The organism is Shewanella sp. KX20019, from assembly GCF_016757755.1.
Classification (GTDB): domain Bacteria; phylum Pseudomonadota; class Gammaproteobacteria; order Enterobacterales; family Shewanellaceae; genus Shewanella.
On sequence record NZ_CP068437.1, the window covers coordinates 2,552,547 to 2,569,777 of the forward strand.

The following is a 17,231-nucleotide window of genomic DNA, read 5'->3' on the forward strand; positions in this document are numbered from 1 at the left end:
AGGTAACTCCGTATTATTAGTTATATCTTATTGTCTGCCACCTTTAATAGCGCAGCATTGATGTAAATCAGCTTTAGGTTTGACGAATGGTGATGCGGCTCACGTTTACTTTGGCTTTTTGCCGGCGCTATAAGCACTGTTGTCTATTGTGTTGTGAATTACATGCCAAGTTTGACCCAAAGCGATACCGGCATCATTAATGGGTACCAGAGCACTTGGCATGAGTTTATTCCCTTGTCTTTGCAGTTGATTTTCGCAGCGTTCTGATAGGTAACGATTTTGAAATACTCCGCCTGTCAATACGATTGGCAGCTGTGGATACTGTTTAGCGATTTCGCATACCATGTTTGCAATGGCGTCCATAAACGCTTTTGCAATAGATGCGATTCTGACTTGAGTTAACGGTTGGCTAGAGACAGCATTGAGGATCTGTTCGACGAGCTCTGTTGGATCCCATTGATTGTCTGTTGATAATGACATTTTGAAGTTGATGTTTTTAGCTTCAGTAATCTTATTCGAATCGTCAGTATTTTCAAACGCTGTCGGCAGTTCAGCGCTATTTGCAGCTGATTCAAGTAATATTCCGGCTTGCCCTTCATATTGAACCTTATCAATAAGGTTAAGCAGTACCGCTACGACGTCAAATAGACGGCCGATAGAGCTGGTCGCGTTTGCAGAGGAGCTTTTCTGCCATACTTTATCTAAATTAGTTAATGCTATGGTGGACAAATTTTGTATTGCAGGGACGTCTAATTGCACTATTTGTTGTAGTGAATATTTTTCAAGCAGTATTGATAGCAGTAATCTCACCGGTTGTTTTATGGCTTGTTCACCGCCAATTAGTTTGAAAGGCTTTAAGTGAGCAATACGCTGATAGTTATGCACGTCTGCGAGGAGTACTTCACCACCCCATAGAGTTTTGTCAGCGCCGAGTCCCGTTCCATCAAACGCAAACGCTAATACCTGTGCAGTCGTTTTATTTTCAGCAAGCACACTTAACACATGGGCGTAATGGTGCTGAACAGACCTTTTTTCAACGTTAACTAGAGGCTCCGCCCAACGGCTGGTGAAATAGTCGGGGTGCAAGTCATGCACTAACTGTTTCGCTTCAAAATGATATAAACGAGAGAAAGTATGCAGAGTGTTATGAAAATAGCTTTCAGCCTCGATAGAGACAAGATCGCCAATATGCGGACTGACAAACAAGTTATGCCCAAAGCCAAAGCAGACGCTATTTTTTTGCTGTGCACCTAACCCCAAAGTCGTTGAGGTGATCTGTTTTGGGCTGTAAATAGACAGCGGCGCATAACCACGTGCAAGCCTCAGGACTTGTAGTCTTTCGCCTATATGCTGCACTACACTGTCATCGCAACCATTCAAAATAGGGCGGTCGTGATCCAGAATATAGTCTACAACATGGCCCAGCTTTAGGGCGATGTTAGCGCTGTCAGTAATGATGGGTTCGCCAGCTAGGTTGGCGCTGGTCATTACCAGTGGTGAGTCGATGTGTTGTAGTAATAGGTGATGTAAAGGCGTATAGGGTAAAAATACGCCGAGCCTGTCGATATCGGGGGCCACCAGCGAGCTTATATTCAGCTCTGGCTGCGATTTTTTCCTCATCACCACAATAGGGCGTTCATTGCCACTCAAGGTCAGCCATTCAGCGTCATTTCCTTGGACCAGTTGTTTAGCAACTTGAATATTTTTTACCATTATTGCTAAAGGCTTTGCGGGGCGGTGTTTTCGCGCTCGCAATGTCTCGACGCTATGATGATTGCTTGCATCACAAACGAGATGAAACCCGCCGAGTCCTTTTATCGCAACAATCATTCCCATTTTTAGCGCATTAACAGTCTGCTCTAGCGGATCGAGCCGACTGTTGTTAAGGGTTAAGTCAGGATTTTTAAAGCTAAGGCTTGGGCCACAATCTGGGCAGCTAACTGGTTGAGCATGATAACGTCTGTTTAATGGATCGAGGTACTCTTGTTTGCAGCTCTCGCACATTGCAAAGTTTGCCATAGAGGTGTTTTTACGATCGTAAGGCAATGCATTGATAATTGAGTATCGCGGGCCGCAATTAGTACAGTTGGTGAACGGGTATCGAAAATATCGACTTGATTGATTGTCTATATCCGCAATACAATCATTACAAGTACACTTATCTGCGGACACAGCCACGACGGCGTCAGTGTTGCTTTCGCTATGGATAATACTAAAATGCAGCTCATCTTCAATTGTTTGTTTATCAACGATTATGATGTTATCTATCCGCGCGAGTGGCGGCTGCTCTTGGGCTAACCTTCGTTTAAATTCATTAATGACATTGGTGCTCGCTTGAGCCTCAATCGTTACTCCTTCGCTATTATTGAGCACACTGCCACTGAGTTTTAGTTCATGTGCTAATCGGTAGACAAAGGGGCGAAAACCGACACCCTGAACGATGCCGGAGATCTTGATACAAACACGTTGAGTAGATTGTGCCATTAATGTCTACGCTGCTTTAGAAACAACGAACCTACTGCGATATTTAGACCTTCTAAATCCATCTGTAGATTTGGATTAAGGGCAAAATTCTTGCCTAATCGCAATGAGATCCTTTTACCCAAAAGCTCATTGCTAAATGTACTCCCTGCCAATACGACAGATTTAATACTGATGTTTTGATCTAAATGCTCAATCCAATTGCAGATAAAGTCAGCAAGCGAATCGTGCATGCCGAAGGCGAGCTTTTCAATATTGCCATCTTCAGCCAATCTAAAGCTGATAATACTGCCAAGGGTTTTGCACCAGTTTAAACTTCTAAAAGCTTCCCCCCGAGTTAGGGGGAAGTCGACTCTCGGTGCATTACTGCCTTTGTGGCGCATCGCACTGGCGATAACAAAGTCATTAAGCTGTACCTTGTTGCTGCTAATATTTCTATCTGCTGTGGTGGCGCCAAGTATAATTGCCGCAATTGCCCATAGAGACTGAATATTATTTGTCGGCCCGCTAAGCTTCAACTCTAGTAACGCTAGATAATCTTCCGGGTATTTGAGTTTGAACTTATCAAAAAGATTCTTTTGTGGAGAAGAGTCGATCTGATGAACAATGTCATAACCATTATCAGGTAGTGTTGGAAACTCAAAAAACAGTTCTAGTTTTTGCTTAGAATCCATGGTCACTATACGACTTTTATTGCTATTACTTAGATAGAGTACCGCACAATTTTTTGCTTTCTTTACGCCGAGATTTGCAGCATGCAGGGCACAAGTTGCGGCCTCATGCTGTTCCTGAACTGGTGCTACCTCAGTATTTTTAGAATTTGCTAATGATAGCGCACTGACTTCAATGTGGTCTTTCACCCAGTGCACATCGTATTGTCCAAGGTGCGCATCGTCGTGCAACGGCGCCTTATCTGACTGGTAGCTTAATGTCGTATTGTTATGCCCTGTTTCTTTTAGCGGAATCCATTGTGCGTTAACTAGAGCGAGTTGCGGGTTGTCGGTGTGATTTATATAGATCCAATCGACACCACGCTGACGCAGGAGCTCACAAATTACCATCAGTAAGCGAGAATTAGCGAAACACAGTGAATATAGAGGTTCAGTTAGCCTAGGGTGGTTATCAATTGCTCGGCTACAAATTAGTGGCTTTTCGATACTCGATAATGCAAGGATTTGCTGATCAGACACCACAAAGTGGGCATTAAGGTTATTAGGGTTACAGATCACCAATTTCTGTCGTTCACTGGCACCCATTGCATTATTAGGTTTATAGCTCAGTTGTATTGCTTGTTTACCATCGAGAGTTGGTAGATCGACGTAACCTTTGCTTTCAAGATCATCGACCAGCAGTTTGAGCTCTAGTAAGCCTAGCGCCTGATGTTGTTTATTAAGGCGCTTTTCTGCTTGGCAGCAGGGGCAGACATAGTCTAATTGGCCAAAATACTTGGCTTGATTATCACCAAAGTGAGGTTGGCAGTGCTGACAATACTCTTGTAATAGTGGCGTATGCTGTAAAAGTTTGTTGTTGCCAATAGGGCTTTCAATAAGTGAGATATTGGGCTTTATTAACCATGATGAAATCAAAAAATCTTCAGCTATGGCATCGGCAAGTTGCTCTAGTGCGGGTTGTTCACCTTTTGCTTCAATAAAGTAATTATTGCCGGTTTGTCCGATAGTGACATCGTATTGGTCGTTTAATAGGTATTGGTTGCAGAGGTGGCCGTAGAAGGGCACCTCACGCTGACAGTCAAATTCAAATCTAATATTCTTCATCTGATATTAAGCCACGTTTGTAAGAGTCAGGAATGAGTGCATTGATATCGATGTTTGCTAAACGAGAGTGAGAGAAACCTAATTGTTCAAAGTGGTTGAATAAAGTGCGCTCCATTAATGGTACAGCGGCTTGGATTTGTGGAGTAAGGCCAAGAGTCATAGGTTCAAGCACCGTCGGAGTAACACCGAGAACAAAGGTTTTTGGTCTATCACCGACCATCTCCATCATGATTAATGTTTGCAGCATTTCTACTTCGTGTGCACTACCTTGCCAATCAATCTCTGGCGGTGCATCATCGAAATCAAAGAAGTAAACCTCGCCAGGTTCTACTCCGTTGGCATTAACCGTATCAACAACAATTAAATAGTCATACTGACATAAAGTAGGGATTAGGCCTTGGGCCAAAGTGCCACCATCGAGTAGATCGAGCTGATGCTCAGGATGGTGGAAATCGAAGTTTTCTTGGATGTAATTGACGAAATGTACGCCGATACCTTCATCGGCGTACAGGACATTGCCAATACCAAGTAGCAATATCTTCATGTTTTCCTTTTATTTTTTCTTATGATAATCATAACCAGAGACAATAGAGTCCACTGAGTTGTGCTTAAAGCGGATCCCACTCCAAACTGCCATATAGACATGGATGACAACAAAGATGATAAATACCCATGTAAAGTAGTGATGCCATATTCTGACCGGTGCAAGACCGCCCATCATCATAGTGACCCAGTTTGCGACGCCGCTAAGTGCTCCACCTAATCCTTGATGATACACATTGGCATATAACACTAAGCCAGTAACGCAGATCAGGAAGGCAACTAACGAAATTGCAAAGTAAGTCACAAATTGTAGTGGCCCGTAGACCCCAGCTTTATCTAAATGTCCCATCCAAAGATAAGACTTAAGTTGGGTTATCCAACTCTTGGGACTTAACACATCTTTAAATGAGCGTCTCTCGATATCACTTTTACCAAAAAAGAACAGATAAGCTCGGACCAAAGTAATGGCTACCAGAAGAAAACCAAATACTTGATGACCTCCTCGAATATAACCTTGTACCAGTACATCTGAGTTATCAGGTGCCACTAAAAATGGCCAGGAGATGTAAAACCCGGTAATGACAAGGACCAGAATGGCTAATGCTCTTAGCCAGTGAAATATCCTTGTCGCGGCACCAAAAACAAGTTCTCTTTGGTGGGTTGCAGATTGATTTGCCATGCTAACCCCCTTAACTAAAATCCGTTGGGATCGATTTTAAACTCACCCAGATTGGTTCCTTTGAAATCCATGACGTGAACAGCACATGCCATGCAAGGGTCAAAAGAGTGAATGATACGAATGACTTCTAATGGTTTGGTTGGATCTTCAAGTTTTAAGCCAATCAAAGATGCCTCATAAGGCCCCATGTTGCCTTCAACATCGACAGGTCCAGCATTCCAGGTTGTCGGTACCACTGCCTGATAGTTCTCTACCTTGCCACCCTTAATACGGATCCAATGGCTTAGCATGCCTCGTGGCGCTTCAATCATTGAATGGCCGACATACTCTCTATTTGGATCAATTTCAGGTTTGGTATAAGTAGACTCATCAGACTGCATATTAGTGAGTAGAGCATCAAAGGTTTTAAGGCCCTCTTCAGCAACAATCACAGTCTGCAGCATACGAGCAGCTGTACGACCTAACGTGGTAAATAGCGCTTCAACAGGTAGCCCCGTTGCACTAAGCAGTCCATTTACGGCGTCTACTACGACTTGATTACCGCGAGCATAGCTTACTAACAAGCAGGCTAGTGGGCCTACTTCAACAGGCTCACCTTGATAACGAGGTGACTTAACCCAGCTGTATTTGCCGTCGCCATCAACTGTAGGTAGTTTGCCGTAGACCGTGTCTCTTTCTACGAAGCCAGTGTAATCCGGTACGGTAGTGCCATCGTAAGGGTGTTGTGGACCATCCGCTTTGTACCAAGCATGAGTCACATCTTCTTTGATCAAATCTGGATTTAAATCGCTCACTCCAGCTAGATCGCCATTCATGATCACGCCTTGATTGAACATGTACTGTCCATCACCGAGCAAGAAATCATCTGTGGCTAAGAAGTTTTTCACGTTAACACCGCCGAGTACGCTTGGCTCACCGCCAAATGCTTCGGCTGCCATCACGATATCTGCCTTATAAGCGCGGATGATAAAGTCATTAACAATCGCGTGCTTCTGTTTCCACTCTTGTAATCGAGCAGGGCTCAACATGTCACGTACTGAGGTTACACCACCTACAACAATTGACTGTGGGTGCGGTGATTTACCACCGAAAATAGCCAGCATTTCAGCCGCAACGCGTTGTACTTCAAGTGCTTTAAGATAATGAGATAGCGCAATAAGATTTTGCTCAGGAGTGAACTTGTAAGTGCCATTGCCCCAATATGCATTAGCAAATGGTCCTAGCTTACCTGTCTCAACTAAACCTTTAACACGCTCTTGTACTGCTCTTAAGTCACCTTCACCAGCACTAATAGGATTATCAGTGTATTTAAGAGCAACTTGAGCTGCTAGTGCGGGATCAGCACTTAGTGCTGATACTACATCAACCCAGTCTAAACCGTGGAGATGGTAGAAGTGCACAATATGATCATGCATATAGAGCGAGGTTTGCATCAAGCTACGTAGATACTTAGCATTTAGCGGAATTTTGACGCCCAGTGCATTCTCTACCGCTTCTGTACCACAGCGATAATGAGAATAGGTACAAACGCCACAAATACGTTGTACGATTAAGCCGACATCCATAGGTGTACGACCCTTAAGAATGACTTCAATGCCGCGCCAAAGGGTAGAAGATGACCATGCTTTTTGAATAACATTATTCTCGTCAACTTCGACCTCTACTCGTAGATGGCCTTCAATACGAGTGATAGGATCGATTACTACACGTTTACTCATGATTATTCCTCTTCAGATTTGGCAAAGACACTGGCCACAGCATGTGCACCAATACCGACAGCGGTTGCACCTAAAATTACCGCACCTATGGTATCGGTGGTGGCATCCAATCCGTGTAGTAGCTGTCTACCTAATGGTTTTTCAAAATCAGCCATATCGTCCCAGAAGTTTGGCTCAGAGCAACCCATACAGCCGTGGCCTGCGAGCACTGGCCAACTGGTATGGTGATTAAATCGTTCGGTTGGGCAGTTGTTATAGGTGTAAGGACCTTTGCAACCAACTTTATATAAGCAGTACCCATCTTTAGCGCCTTGGTCACCAAACTCTTCTACAAATTCGCCAGCATCAAAACGTCCACGTCTTTCACAGTTGTCATGTACGCGCGCACCATAGGCCCACTTTGGACGGTTAAACATATCAAGTGCAGGAAGTTTGCCGAACATGATGAAATACATCAGTGTGCCAACAATGTTTTTCTCACTTGGTGGACAACCACCTAAGTTGATTACTGGTTTGTCGACAACTTCATATACGCCTTTGGCACCCGTAGGATTTGGCGAGGCGGCTTGTATGCCACCAAATGCTGCACAGGTTCCTACCGAGATAATTGCAGCAGCTCCAGCGGCGGCTTCCTTGACGATATGTAAACCAGTATGGCCTTTACAGCCGACGGTAAGGTAGGCACCGTTGTTGGCTGTCGGTACAGCACCTTCTACCGCCAGTAAATAGTTCCCCTTATAGGTTTCCAATGCATGCTCTAGGTTCTCTTCAGCTTGCCAGCCTGAAGCTGCCATCAATGTTTCATGGTACTCAAGAGAAACGTGGTCAAATATCAGCGAATCTAGGTTAGGGGTATCGGTACGAATAAGTGATTCAGAACACCCGGTACACTCCGCCATATGCAACCAAATAAGCGGCACGCGATTGGCAAGCTCGGCAGCTTCTGCCACTAACGTGCTGAACGGTAGGGGAAGGGCCAGCATTGCAGTAACAGATGCAGTCCATTTCATAAAATCACGACGGCTAATGCCATTCTGTAACATTTTATCTTGTAGCGTTTCACCGTGACGAGGTTTCAAGTGACGCAATTGTTCCATTCGCGCCACACCTTGCTGATAAAGGGCTTCGTGTGTTTCCATGGTTAAACCTTATTATTATTGGTAAGGAATTTGCTCTACGAAGTCAGTCTAGGCGTCAAAAAGCATCCTAATATTGATATGTGTCAAGGTTTATAGGGGTTTGGGAGGTAGGTTAAGAGGAAGATTATACTGGCTTGAGCTAGATCATTTATTTATTGTGGCAAAGGACAATATGTCTACGCTGCGGTGATGACGTGATCTCTGTCACTATTTTTGCTAGTTTTAATGTTAAGGTATCGTTAATGCAGCTGTCGGTGATAAATGGATGATTTACACCGTGTTCTACTAATTATGCGCTGATAGCGCAAGTTTGTTGTAACATCATTAAAGTTGTAAATAGTCATATTAAAGGGAATTATTATGGGTGAAAGAATATTTTTAGCGGTTATCTCAGGATTGGTACTGTCATTTAAGTGGCTTGCACTCGTGTTGGCGCCTATGTTAGCGATGGGAATGGTAGCTTTCATCATAAGTGATATCAGAGATGAGATAGTTGTGTCTGTTATTGTGGGTTGCTTGAGTTTAGGTTTAGTGATGGGCATTGTGCTAGCTGAGTACATTAGACGTCGCTTTGGTCTCATTAAGTTTGACGGCAAACTCTATGGCCATAAAGAGATTGATGGTCAGCAAGCAATGGCACGCAAAGCAGGTGAATACTGATAACAACTTAACAGCTAACTGTTGCTATTTGAAGGGTTATTCAGATGGTTGCAGATACAAAAAAGCCCCTAACTTACGTTAGAGGCTTTTTTAGTTACTCTGTCTTAAATTGACGAAACCTATCTAAAGCGGATCTTTAGAAGCTAGCCGACTTAGGTGCTCTAGGGAATGGAATGACGTCACGAATGTTAGATACGCCAGTCACATAAGAGACTAAACGCTCAAAACCTAATCCAAAACCTGCGTGTGGTACTGTGCCATAACGACGCAAATCACGATACCACCAGTAATCTTCTTGGCTTAGTTCCATCTCGGCAAGGCGCGCGTCAAGAACGTCTAAACGCTCTTCACGCTGAGCTCCACCGATGATTTCACCAATACCTGGTGCTAATACATCCATTGCTGCAACTGTTTTACCATCGTCATTCAAACGCATATAGAATGCTTTGATATCTTTTGGATAGTTTTTAACGACAACTGGCGCCTTGAAATGTTCTTCAGCTAGGTAGCGTTCATGCTCTGAATGTAGATCGATTCCCCACTCAACATCATACTCAAACTTTTTATCACAAGCTTTAAGAATTTCGATTGCATCAGTGTAATCAATTTGAGCAAAATCGCTGGTCACGAAGGCTTCTAAACGCTCGATAGCGGTTTTTTCTACACGCTGTGCAAAGAATTCAAGATCATCTCTTCGCTCAGCCAATACTGCTTTAAAGCAGTATTTCAGCATATCTTCAGCCAGTTTTGCAGCATCATCTAGATCGGCAAACGCAATCTCAGGTTCAACCATCCAAAATTCAGCAAGGTGACGACTCGTATTTGAGTTTTCAGCGCGGAAGGTTGGACCAAAGGTATAAACCTTAGAAAGGGCGCAGGCATATGTTTCTGCGTTCAACTGACCAGATACGGTTAAGAATGACTCTTTACCGAAAAAGTCTTCGTTGTAATCAACAGCGCCTTTATCATCACGTGGCAGGTTTTCGAGATCCAGCGTTGATACGCGGAACATCTCACCAGCACCTTCGGTGTCTGAAGCGGTAATGAGGGGTGTCGAAACCCAAATATAACCTTGCTCGTTATAAAAGCGGTGAATCGCTTGTGATAAACAGTTACGCACACGAGCGACCGCGCCAATGATATTGGTACGTGGGCGTAAATGTGCTAATTCACGTAGATGCTCAATAGAGTGACGTTTAGCTGCCATAGGGTAAGTGTCTGGATCTTCTACCCAGCCAGCAACCTCAATGTTGGTCACTTGCATTTCGTAGGCCTGGCCCTTACCCGGAGATTCAACAACCTCACCAGTCATAATGACAGAACAACCCGCAGTAAGCTTTAACACTTCGTTGTCGTAATTCTCTAAATTATTCGGTACTACGCCTTGAATAGGGTCAAAACATGAACCGTCATAAATAGCGAGGAATGAGATCCCAGCTTTAGAATCGCGGCGGGATCTAACCCAGCCACGTACTGTGATTTGCGAACCAATCGCAAATTCACCTTTAAACACAGAAGCGACAGATGTAATGCTCATTGTTGCTTAGTTCTCCAACGAAACGTTTGAATAAAAAATTTGGAGGTTTATATTACCTTGATACAAGCATTTCTCAAGTGGAAAGTAAGGTAAGTTGGTCTGGATCTTGGTATTGTTTGAAAAAGAACGCTAAAACTATGGATGGCATCGATGAAAAGGCTCAGAGCATTCCAATATTTGCTAACAACTTTATCTGTTTTGGGTTGGTCATTAGCGGTTTATGCATTGATGCTGTTCGATCAAGCGAGACCCGATACCGCTGTGGGTTACCTTAAAAGTAAAGGGGCAGAAATACGGCTTGAGTGGGATCCAGTGCAAACAGTATTGCTTGCAGATATCGTTTGGTGGTGTGCATTAGTGAGCTTTATAAATTTGGGCTTTAATTACTATATTGCCAAAAACAGTCGCCTTGGCTGGTGGATTAATATTCCTTTGCTATTTTTGTGCTCTTTATCAGCGGGGCTATATATACGTTATGTAGTCTAAGGTTACATTGTATCGCTATGATAAGACGACTGAGCTAAAAGTTAAGCATCATGGTGAGCAATAAGCTGGCACAATTGATCAATCATAGCCGCGGTGGCACCCCAAATAAAGTAGGACTTGTACGGGATAAAGTGAATGGGGTATTCAATTCCCTTACGACTAAAATATTGCGTATGCCTATTATCTTTATCCAATAGAAATGATAGTGGGATGGTAAAAAGTTCATCTACCTCGCCAGGATCGATAATCGGCGTAAACGGTTGTTTTACAATACTGACCACCGGCGTGATGTCGAAACCGGTAAACGTTTTATGATCGTGCAATAAACCAAGCACATCAACATTGTTAGCCAATAAACCAATCTCTTCCTGAGCTTCACGCAGGGCTGTTGCTTCTAAGTTGGTATCAAACTCCTCAACCTTTCCCCCCGGAAAACTGATTTGCCCTGGATGCGAACGTAAATGAGTAGGCCGACGGGTAAGTAAAAGCTCGAGTTCGCCGTTATTAAGACTTAGGGCAATTAGCACGGCAGCTTTTCGCAAAGGTTTAGATAGATCAAACTGATGAGATGCGGGTAAATGATGAGATTTATGCAAAGAGTGGAGATTAAATTTGAGCCTAAACTCCACTAAATTCATATTATTATACCTCTTGGTTAACGCGGGATAGCACAGGTAATATTTTACTGACCTTATCAAAAGTTTCTTGATACTCAGCATCAACCTTAGAGTCAGCGACTATGCCACCCCCGGCCCAACAATAAATCACATTACTCTGTTTGAGATCTTGTGGTTCATTATGTTGTTGTGCAACTAAGGTACGAATAGTGATACTGGAATCCATATTTCCATTTTGGCTAATATAACCAATAGATCCACAGTAAAGACTTCTTCGTGATGGTTCAAGCTCTTCAATGATGGCCATTGCACGGATTTTGGGTGCGCCAGTAATAGAGCCTCCAGGAAAGCAGGCTTTCAGTAGGTCGGTAGCATCTAGCGTTGGTTTTAATGTAGCGGTAATGGTACTGACCAAATGATGCACTGCAGGAAAGCTTTCTATATCAAAAAGCTTAGGCACATTAACCGAGCCAGCGGTGGCGACTTTACCAATATCATTCCTGAGCAGATCAACAATCATTAGGTTCTCGGCGCGATCTTTTTCTGATGTGGCTAACAGCGATGCCATTTGCTTATCTACTCGGGGATCACTATCTCTTGGCATGGTGCCTTTTATCGGTTTTGTCTGTATTTGGTCTACTAACAAAGAGACAAATCGTTCAGGTGATATCGATAACACAGCGTGTTGAGGTAACCTGATAAAGGCTGAGAAGGGCGCTGCATTACTTTCCCTTAACGCTAAATAGGCTTGCCATTCATCCCCTTCATACTGGCTACTAAATCGTTGCGTTAGGTTAATTTGGTAACAGTCGCCATCATTGAGGAACTGCTGTATTTGGCCAAATTTATCACTGTATGCGGCGGCATTGGTTTGGTTGTGCCACTGGCTGGTTAGTCTAAAGGGCTTTTTGCTGGCACATGATACTTTGATATCGCGGGTTTCTTGAGCCTCAGGCACTAGGAGCGTCGAATGAATAGGCGCTAAGGTTGCGAGCAATGCATCAAGTGAGACTTTTGTAGTCTCTAACTCTTGTTGGCTTTGATAATGCACTAGCGTCCATGCCTGCAGCTGATAATCAAATACCAGCGCCCAGTCATATACGCCAACGTTCATGATTGGCAGTGAAATATCATCTTTTGCGATAACCGGCAGCTTTTCGATGTTACGACCTAAATCATAGCTGAAACAGCCCATGGCTCCCCCCGAAAAGGGTAACGGGCTGCCTTTGATAATGGGGAAAAATTCAGCCAAGGTTTGTTTCAGTAGACTAAAAGGGTCCTCCGTGTATTGCTCAATGTAATGGCTGGGAGATAGTTGATCACTTGTAAGACTGTATAAAGGTTCTCTATTGGGGGTTTTAGTTATTTGGGTTGAATTTTCAGTGCTAACCAATGTTGCAATTGGGCTGGCACAGATCACATCGAACTTTGCATCAATGTGATCGGCATTGGCGGAATCGAGTAAAATGGCCCAAGGAGAATCAGAAAACAGGCCAAAAATTGTTTCAGTGTCTAAATTCCAATCAAGACGCATCGAAAATACGGATTTAGGCGCCAATTTGTTCATCTATTAACCCTATCTAAAATGTGATGTTTAACTCAAAGTCGCGAAAGAGTATCATATTGCTCACACAAGTTATAAAAACAAAACACACAAGCCGCTACGGCTGCTGGAGCGTACATCTCAGTATATTTATGGGATGTATCAGTCAAAAATAAGTGTCTGTTAAAAAGGAAGTGTCTGTGAGCAAAGTAATCCCTGTAATCAAGCAAGCCGATTTAATCGAAAGCGTTGCTGATGCCCTGCAATATATCTCCTATTATCACCCAAAAGATTTCGTTGACTCAATGGCTGATGCCTATGAGCGTGAAGAAAGTGCAGCTGCGAAAGATGCTATTGCACAGATCTTGATCAATTCACGCATGTCAGCTGAAGGAAAACGTCCTCTTTGCCAAGATACAGGTATCGTGACCTGTTTCGTCAAAATTGGTATGGCTGTTCAGTGGGATAAAACGGATTTAACGGTACAAGAGATGGTTGATGAAGGTGTACGCCGTGCTTACACCAATCCTGATAACCCGCTTAGAGCATCCATAGTTGCAGATCCTGCTGGTGGGCGTAAGAACACCAAAGACAATACGCCGTCAGTGGTACATGTTGAAATGGTCCCTGGAAACCATGTTGATGTTGCTATCGCTGCTAAAGGCGGTGGTTCTGAGAATAAATCTAAAATGGTGATGCTCAATCCATCAGATGATATAGCAGCGTGGGTAGAAAAAACACTGCCTACTATGGGCGCTGGTTGGTGTCCTCCTGGAATGCTAGGTATCGGCATTGGTGGTACTGCTGAAAAAGCCGCAGTGATGGCAAAAGAATCACTTATGGATCCAGTCGATATCCATGAGTTACAAGCTCGCGGTGCTGAAACAACGGATGAAAAATTACGCTTAGAAATTTTTGATCGTGCTAATAAGTTAGGTATTGGTGCTCAAGGGCTTGGTGGTGTTACCACTGTATTAGATATTAAGATTAAATCTGCTCCTACACATGCAGCATCTAAGCCTGTGGTGATGATCCCCAACTGCGCGGCAACACGTCACGTGCATTTTCACCTAGACGGTAGCGGACCGGCTGAACTAACACCACCATCGCTTGAAGATTGGCCAAAAATCACTTGGGAAGTTGGCGAAAGCGTGCGCCGGGTAAATCTTGACACCGTTACTCAAGAAGAGATGGAGCAGTGGAAGAGTGGTGATACCGTTTTGCTTAGTGGCAAGATGTTAACTGGACGAGATGCAGCCCATAAACGCATTCAAAGCTTAATTGAAAGTGGTGAAGGCTTACCTGAAGGTGTCGATTTTAAGGGTAAGTTTATCTATTACGTTGGTCCTGTTGATCCAGTCGGTGATGAAGTCGTTGGCCCTGCGGGCCCGACGACTGCAACTCGCATGGATAAGTTTACCGATCTGATGTTAGACAAAACCGGTCTTATGGGCATGATTGGTAAAGCGGAGCGCGGTCCTGCAACCGTTGCATCAATTAAGCAGCATAAGTCTTGCTATCTAATGGCGGTTGGCGGTGCCGCGTATCTAGTGTCTAAAGCGATTAAAAAGTCACGTGTCGTTGCATTTGAAGATCTGGGTATGGAAGCCATCTATGAGTTTGATGTAAAAGATATGCCAGTAACCGTTGCGGTTGATTCAGACGGCGTTAATGCTCACGATACTGGACCCGCTATCTGGAAAGTAAAGTTAAACTGATCGTTCTCAATCGGTAGTAATTAACAGTCATTAACGGGTTAGCTTTTGCTTAACCCAACTATTGATAATATCCTTTGCTAAGTCACATTTAGTCACCCTTTGAATGGCTTAAACGTATTGCTTAAGCCATTCAATTTGGATAATGTGCTGTATTCGCTTCAGGGATTATTTTGTCGCCCATCGTGGTAACACACCTTTAAACATAACAATAAGACTAAAATGATGAAAAAAACTGCAATCATTATGGCGTTAGCATCTGTTGGCGCTGCTTTTAGCGTACAAGCTGCATCTCCAACGCCTTTTACGGTTCAACAATTAGTTAAAATTAATAAACTTCATTCGGCTGTATTATCCAATGACGGCACTAAAGTTGTCTATGCTATCAAAAATGTTGATACCAATGGGAAGGCCAGCTCAGACCTTTATATTCAAGATTTAAACTCAAATACAGCCGATGCAAAACAGCTCACGCAGTTTGCAGGTACAGAGCACAGCGTGGCTTTTGGACCAAACGACAAGAGTGTCTATTTTCTTGCTGCGCGCGATGGTTCAAGCCAACTTTACCAACTGCCTTTAGATGGTGGTGAAGCGAAGCAAGTATCAGATTTCCCACTCGACGTTGAAGGTTTTAAGCTTTCAAATGACGGTACTCAAGTCGTGGTCAACATGCGTGTTTTCCCTGAGTGTAAAGACTTAGCATGCTCAAAAGAGAAATTTGATGTAGAAGCTGCGCGTACATCTACAGGCCGTGAATATAAGCAGTTGATGGTCAGGCACTGGGATACCTGGAATGACCATTCTAGAAGCCACCTATTTGTCGCGAAGCTTAATGGAAAGACAGTCACAAGCGCCGTTGATGTTACAGTTGGCCTTGATACGGAAACACCCCCTAAACCGTTCTCAGGAATGGAGGAGGTGACGTTCACTCCAGACGGTAAGTATGTTGTTTATAGCGCTAAAGCACCAAGTAAAGATCAAGCTTGGACGACAAACTATGATTTATGGCAGGTGAGTGTGGATGGTGGCGATGCCAAAAACTTAACTGAGTCGAATAAAGCATGGGATGCTCATCCTACTTTTTCTGCTGATGGACGCTACCTTGCTTATCTTGCAATGACAAAGCCTGGCTTTGAAGCAGACCGTTATCGCATCATGCTGCGCGATACCGTGACCGGCCAAGAGAAAGAGGTTGCGCCGCTTTGGGATCGTAGCCCGCATTCGTTAGCATTTGGTAAAGACAACAAAACACTTTATGTAACAGCGCAAGATATTGGCCAAGTGTCTATCTTCGAAGTCAACACCCAGTTTGGCGATGTGAAAACCATCTATAACGAAGGCAGCAACAGTGTTGTCGGTATAAATGCAGACAAGATAGTCTTTAGTAATAAATCACTTGTAGAACCAGGCGACCTATACTCTATTAATTTGGATGGTCAAAACCTAAACCGTTTAACAGAGATAAACAAAGATAAACTAGCTGAGATAAAGTTTGGGGAGTATCAACAGTTTAGTTTCAAAGGTTGGAATAACGAAGAGGTTTATGGTTATTGGATAAAACCTTCAAACTATAAAGCCGGCGAACAATATCCAATCGCGTTCTTGGTCCATGGTGGTCCACAAGGATCATTTGGTAACTCGTTTAGTAGCCGTTGGAATGCACAATTATGGGCTGGCGCGGGTTATGGCGTGGTAATGATCGACTTCCACGGTTCTACTGGTTACGGCCAAGCATTTACTGATTCAATTACCCAGGACTGGGGCGGAAAGCCACTAGAAGATCTGCAAAAAGGCCTGGCGGCAGTTACTCAGCAACAGAAATGGCTCGATGGTGACCGTGCATGTGCACTTGGCGGTTCGTACGGCGGCTATATGATGAACTGGATCCAGGGTAACTGGAACGATGGTTTCAAGTGTCTTGTTAACCATGCAGGTCTATTCGACATGCGCTCTATGTATTATGTTACTGAAGAACTTTGGTTCCCAGAGTATGAATTTGGTGGCACTTATGATGCTAACAAAGAGCTTTACGAGAAGTTTAACCCAGTCAACTACGTTGAGAACTGGCAGACACCTATGCTGGTTATCCATGGCGAGAAAGACTTCCGTGTTCCTTATGGTCAAGGACTTGCAGCCTACACCTTTATGCAGCGTAAAGGGATCCCATCTGAACTACTCGTATATCCAGATGAAAACCACTGGATCTTAAACCCTGATAATTTAGAGCAATGGTACGACAATGTTTTAGGTTGGATGGACCGTTGGACTGAGAAGTAAAATCAATTTTAAAAAGCCAGAACATACGTTCTGGCTTTTTTTTATCGATCTGTTGCCGCGT

General features: G+C 43.7%; 13 protein-coding genes. 4 read left to right on the forward strand and 9 right to left on the reverse strand.

Annotation, left to right across the window (positions count from 1 at the left end; all coding sequences use genetic code 11):
• Positions 1–105 precede the first annotated feature (105 nt).
• Genes hypF through hyaA form a run of 6 tightly spaced genes read right to left on the reverse strand, consistent with a single transcriptional unit; the run spans position 106 to position 8,335 of the window.
• Complete coding sequence (gene hypF, locus JK628_RS11185) at positions 106–2,484, reverse strand: carbamoyltransferase HypF (RefSeq protein ID WP_202289535.1); 2,379 nt, start codon at positions 2,482–2,484, stop codon at positions 106–108.
• Complete coding sequence (locus tag JK628_RS11190) at positions 2,484–4,256, reverse strand: Kae1-like domain-containing protein (RefSeq protein WP_202289536.1); 1,773 nt, start codon at positions 4,254–4,256, stop codon at positions 2,484–2,486. The genes hypF and JK628_RS11190 overlap by 1 nt, the downstream gene beginning before the upstream one ends.
• Positions 4,243–4,800, reverse strand: a complete 558-nt coding sequence (locus tag JK628_RS11195) for a HyaD/HybD family hydrogenase maturation endopeptidase (protein ID WP_202289537.1) — start codon at positions 4,798–4,800, stop codon at positions 4,243–4,245. The genes JK628_RS11190 and JK628_RS11195 overlap by 14 nt, the downstream gene beginning before the upstream one ends.
• Before the next feature lie 9 nt (positions 4,801–4,809).
• A complete protein-coding gene (gene cybH / locus JK628_RS11200; protein ID WP_202289538.1) occupies positions 4,810–5,478 on the reverse strand; it encodes a Ni/Fe-hydrogenase, b-type cytochrome subunit in 669 nt (222 codons plus the stop codon).
• A 14-nt stretch (positions 5,479–5,492) separates the two neighbouring features.
• Positions 5,493–7,196 (reverse strand): nickel-dependent hydrogenase large subunit, encoded by a 1,704-nt coding sequence (gene hyaB / locus JK628_RS11205; protein ID WP_202289539.1) that lies wholly within the window; start codon positions 7,194–7,196, stop codon positions 5,493–5,495.
• A 2-nt stretch (positions 7,197–7,198) separates the two neighbouring features.
• On the reverse strand, positions 7,199–8,335 hold the full coding sequence (gene hyaA, locus JK628_RS11210) for a nickel-dependent hydrogenase small subunit (RefSeq protein ID WP_202289540.1): 1,137 nt from the start codon (positions 8,333–8,335) through the stop codon (positions 7,199–7,201).
• 360 nt (positions 8,336–8,695) lie between these two features.
• On the opposite strand from hyaA, the gene JK628_RS11215 reads away from it, so the two are divergent.
• Positions 8,696–8,995 carry a hypothetical protein gene (locus JK628_RS11215; protein ID WP_202289541.1) on the forward strand — a complete coding sequence of 100 codons (300 nt, stop codon included), beginning with the start codon at positions 8,696–8,698 and terminating at the stop codon, positions 8,993–8,995.
• A gap of 136 nt (positions 8,996–9,131) precedes the next feature.
• On the opposite strand, the gene asnS is transcribed toward JK628_RS11215, so the two are convergent.
• Positions 9,132–10,532, reverse strand: a complete 1,401-nt coding sequence (gene asnS, locus JK628_RS11220) for an asparagine--tRNA ligase (protein ID WP_202289542.1) — start codon at positions 10,530–10,532, stop codon at positions 9,132–9,134.
• A 150-nt stretch (positions 10,533–10,682) separates the two neighbouring features.
• Here asnS and JK628_RS11225 point away from each other — a divergent pair, with 150 nt between their 5' ends.
• Positions 10,683–11,018, forward strand: a complete 336-nt coding sequence (locus tag JK628_RS11225; RefSeq protein WP_202289543.1) for a hypothetical protein — start codon at positions 10,683–10,685, stop codon at positions 11,016–11,018.
• A gap of 41 nt (positions 11,019–11,059) precedes the next feature.
• Here the strand turns inward: JK628_RS11225 and JK628_RS11230 are convergent, their stop codons facing one another.
• The gene (locus JK628_RS11230) at positions 11,060–11,656 is read right to left on the reverse strand and encodes a CoA pyrophosphatase (RefSeq protein ID WP_202289544.1); all 597 of its coding nucleotides are present in this window, start codon (positions 11,654–11,656) and stop codon (positions 11,060–11,062) included.
• A gap of 4 nt (positions 11,657–11,660) precedes the next feature.
• The gene (gene pabB, locus JK628_RS11235; RefSeq protein ID WP_202289545.1) at positions 11,661–13,202 is read right to left on the reverse strand and encodes an aminodeoxychorismate synthase component I; all 1,542 of its coding nucleotides are present in this window, start codon (positions 13,200–13,202) and stop codon (positions 11,661–11,663) included.
• A 176-nt stretch (positions 13,203–13,378) separates the two neighbouring features.
• Here pabB and JK628_RS11240 point away from each other — a divergent pair, with 176 nt between their 5' ends.
• Both JK628_RS11240 and JK628_RS11245 read left to right on the forward strand, forming a co-directional pair.
• The gene (locus JK628_RS11240; protein WP_202289546.1) at positions 13,379–14,896 is read left to right on the forward strand and encodes a fumarate hydratase; all 1,518 of its coding nucleotides are present in this window, start codon (positions 13,379–13,381) and stop codon (positions 14,894–14,896) included.
• 222 nt (positions 14,897–15,118) lie between these two features.
• Positions 15,119–17,170: a S9 family peptidase gene (locus tag JK628_RS11245; RefSeq protein WP_202289792.1), complete on the forward strand. Its 2,052-nt coding sequence runs from the start codon at positions 15,119–15,121 to the stop codon at positions 17,168–17,170.
• The last annotated feature ends 61 nt before the right edge of the window (positions 17,171–17,231 follow it).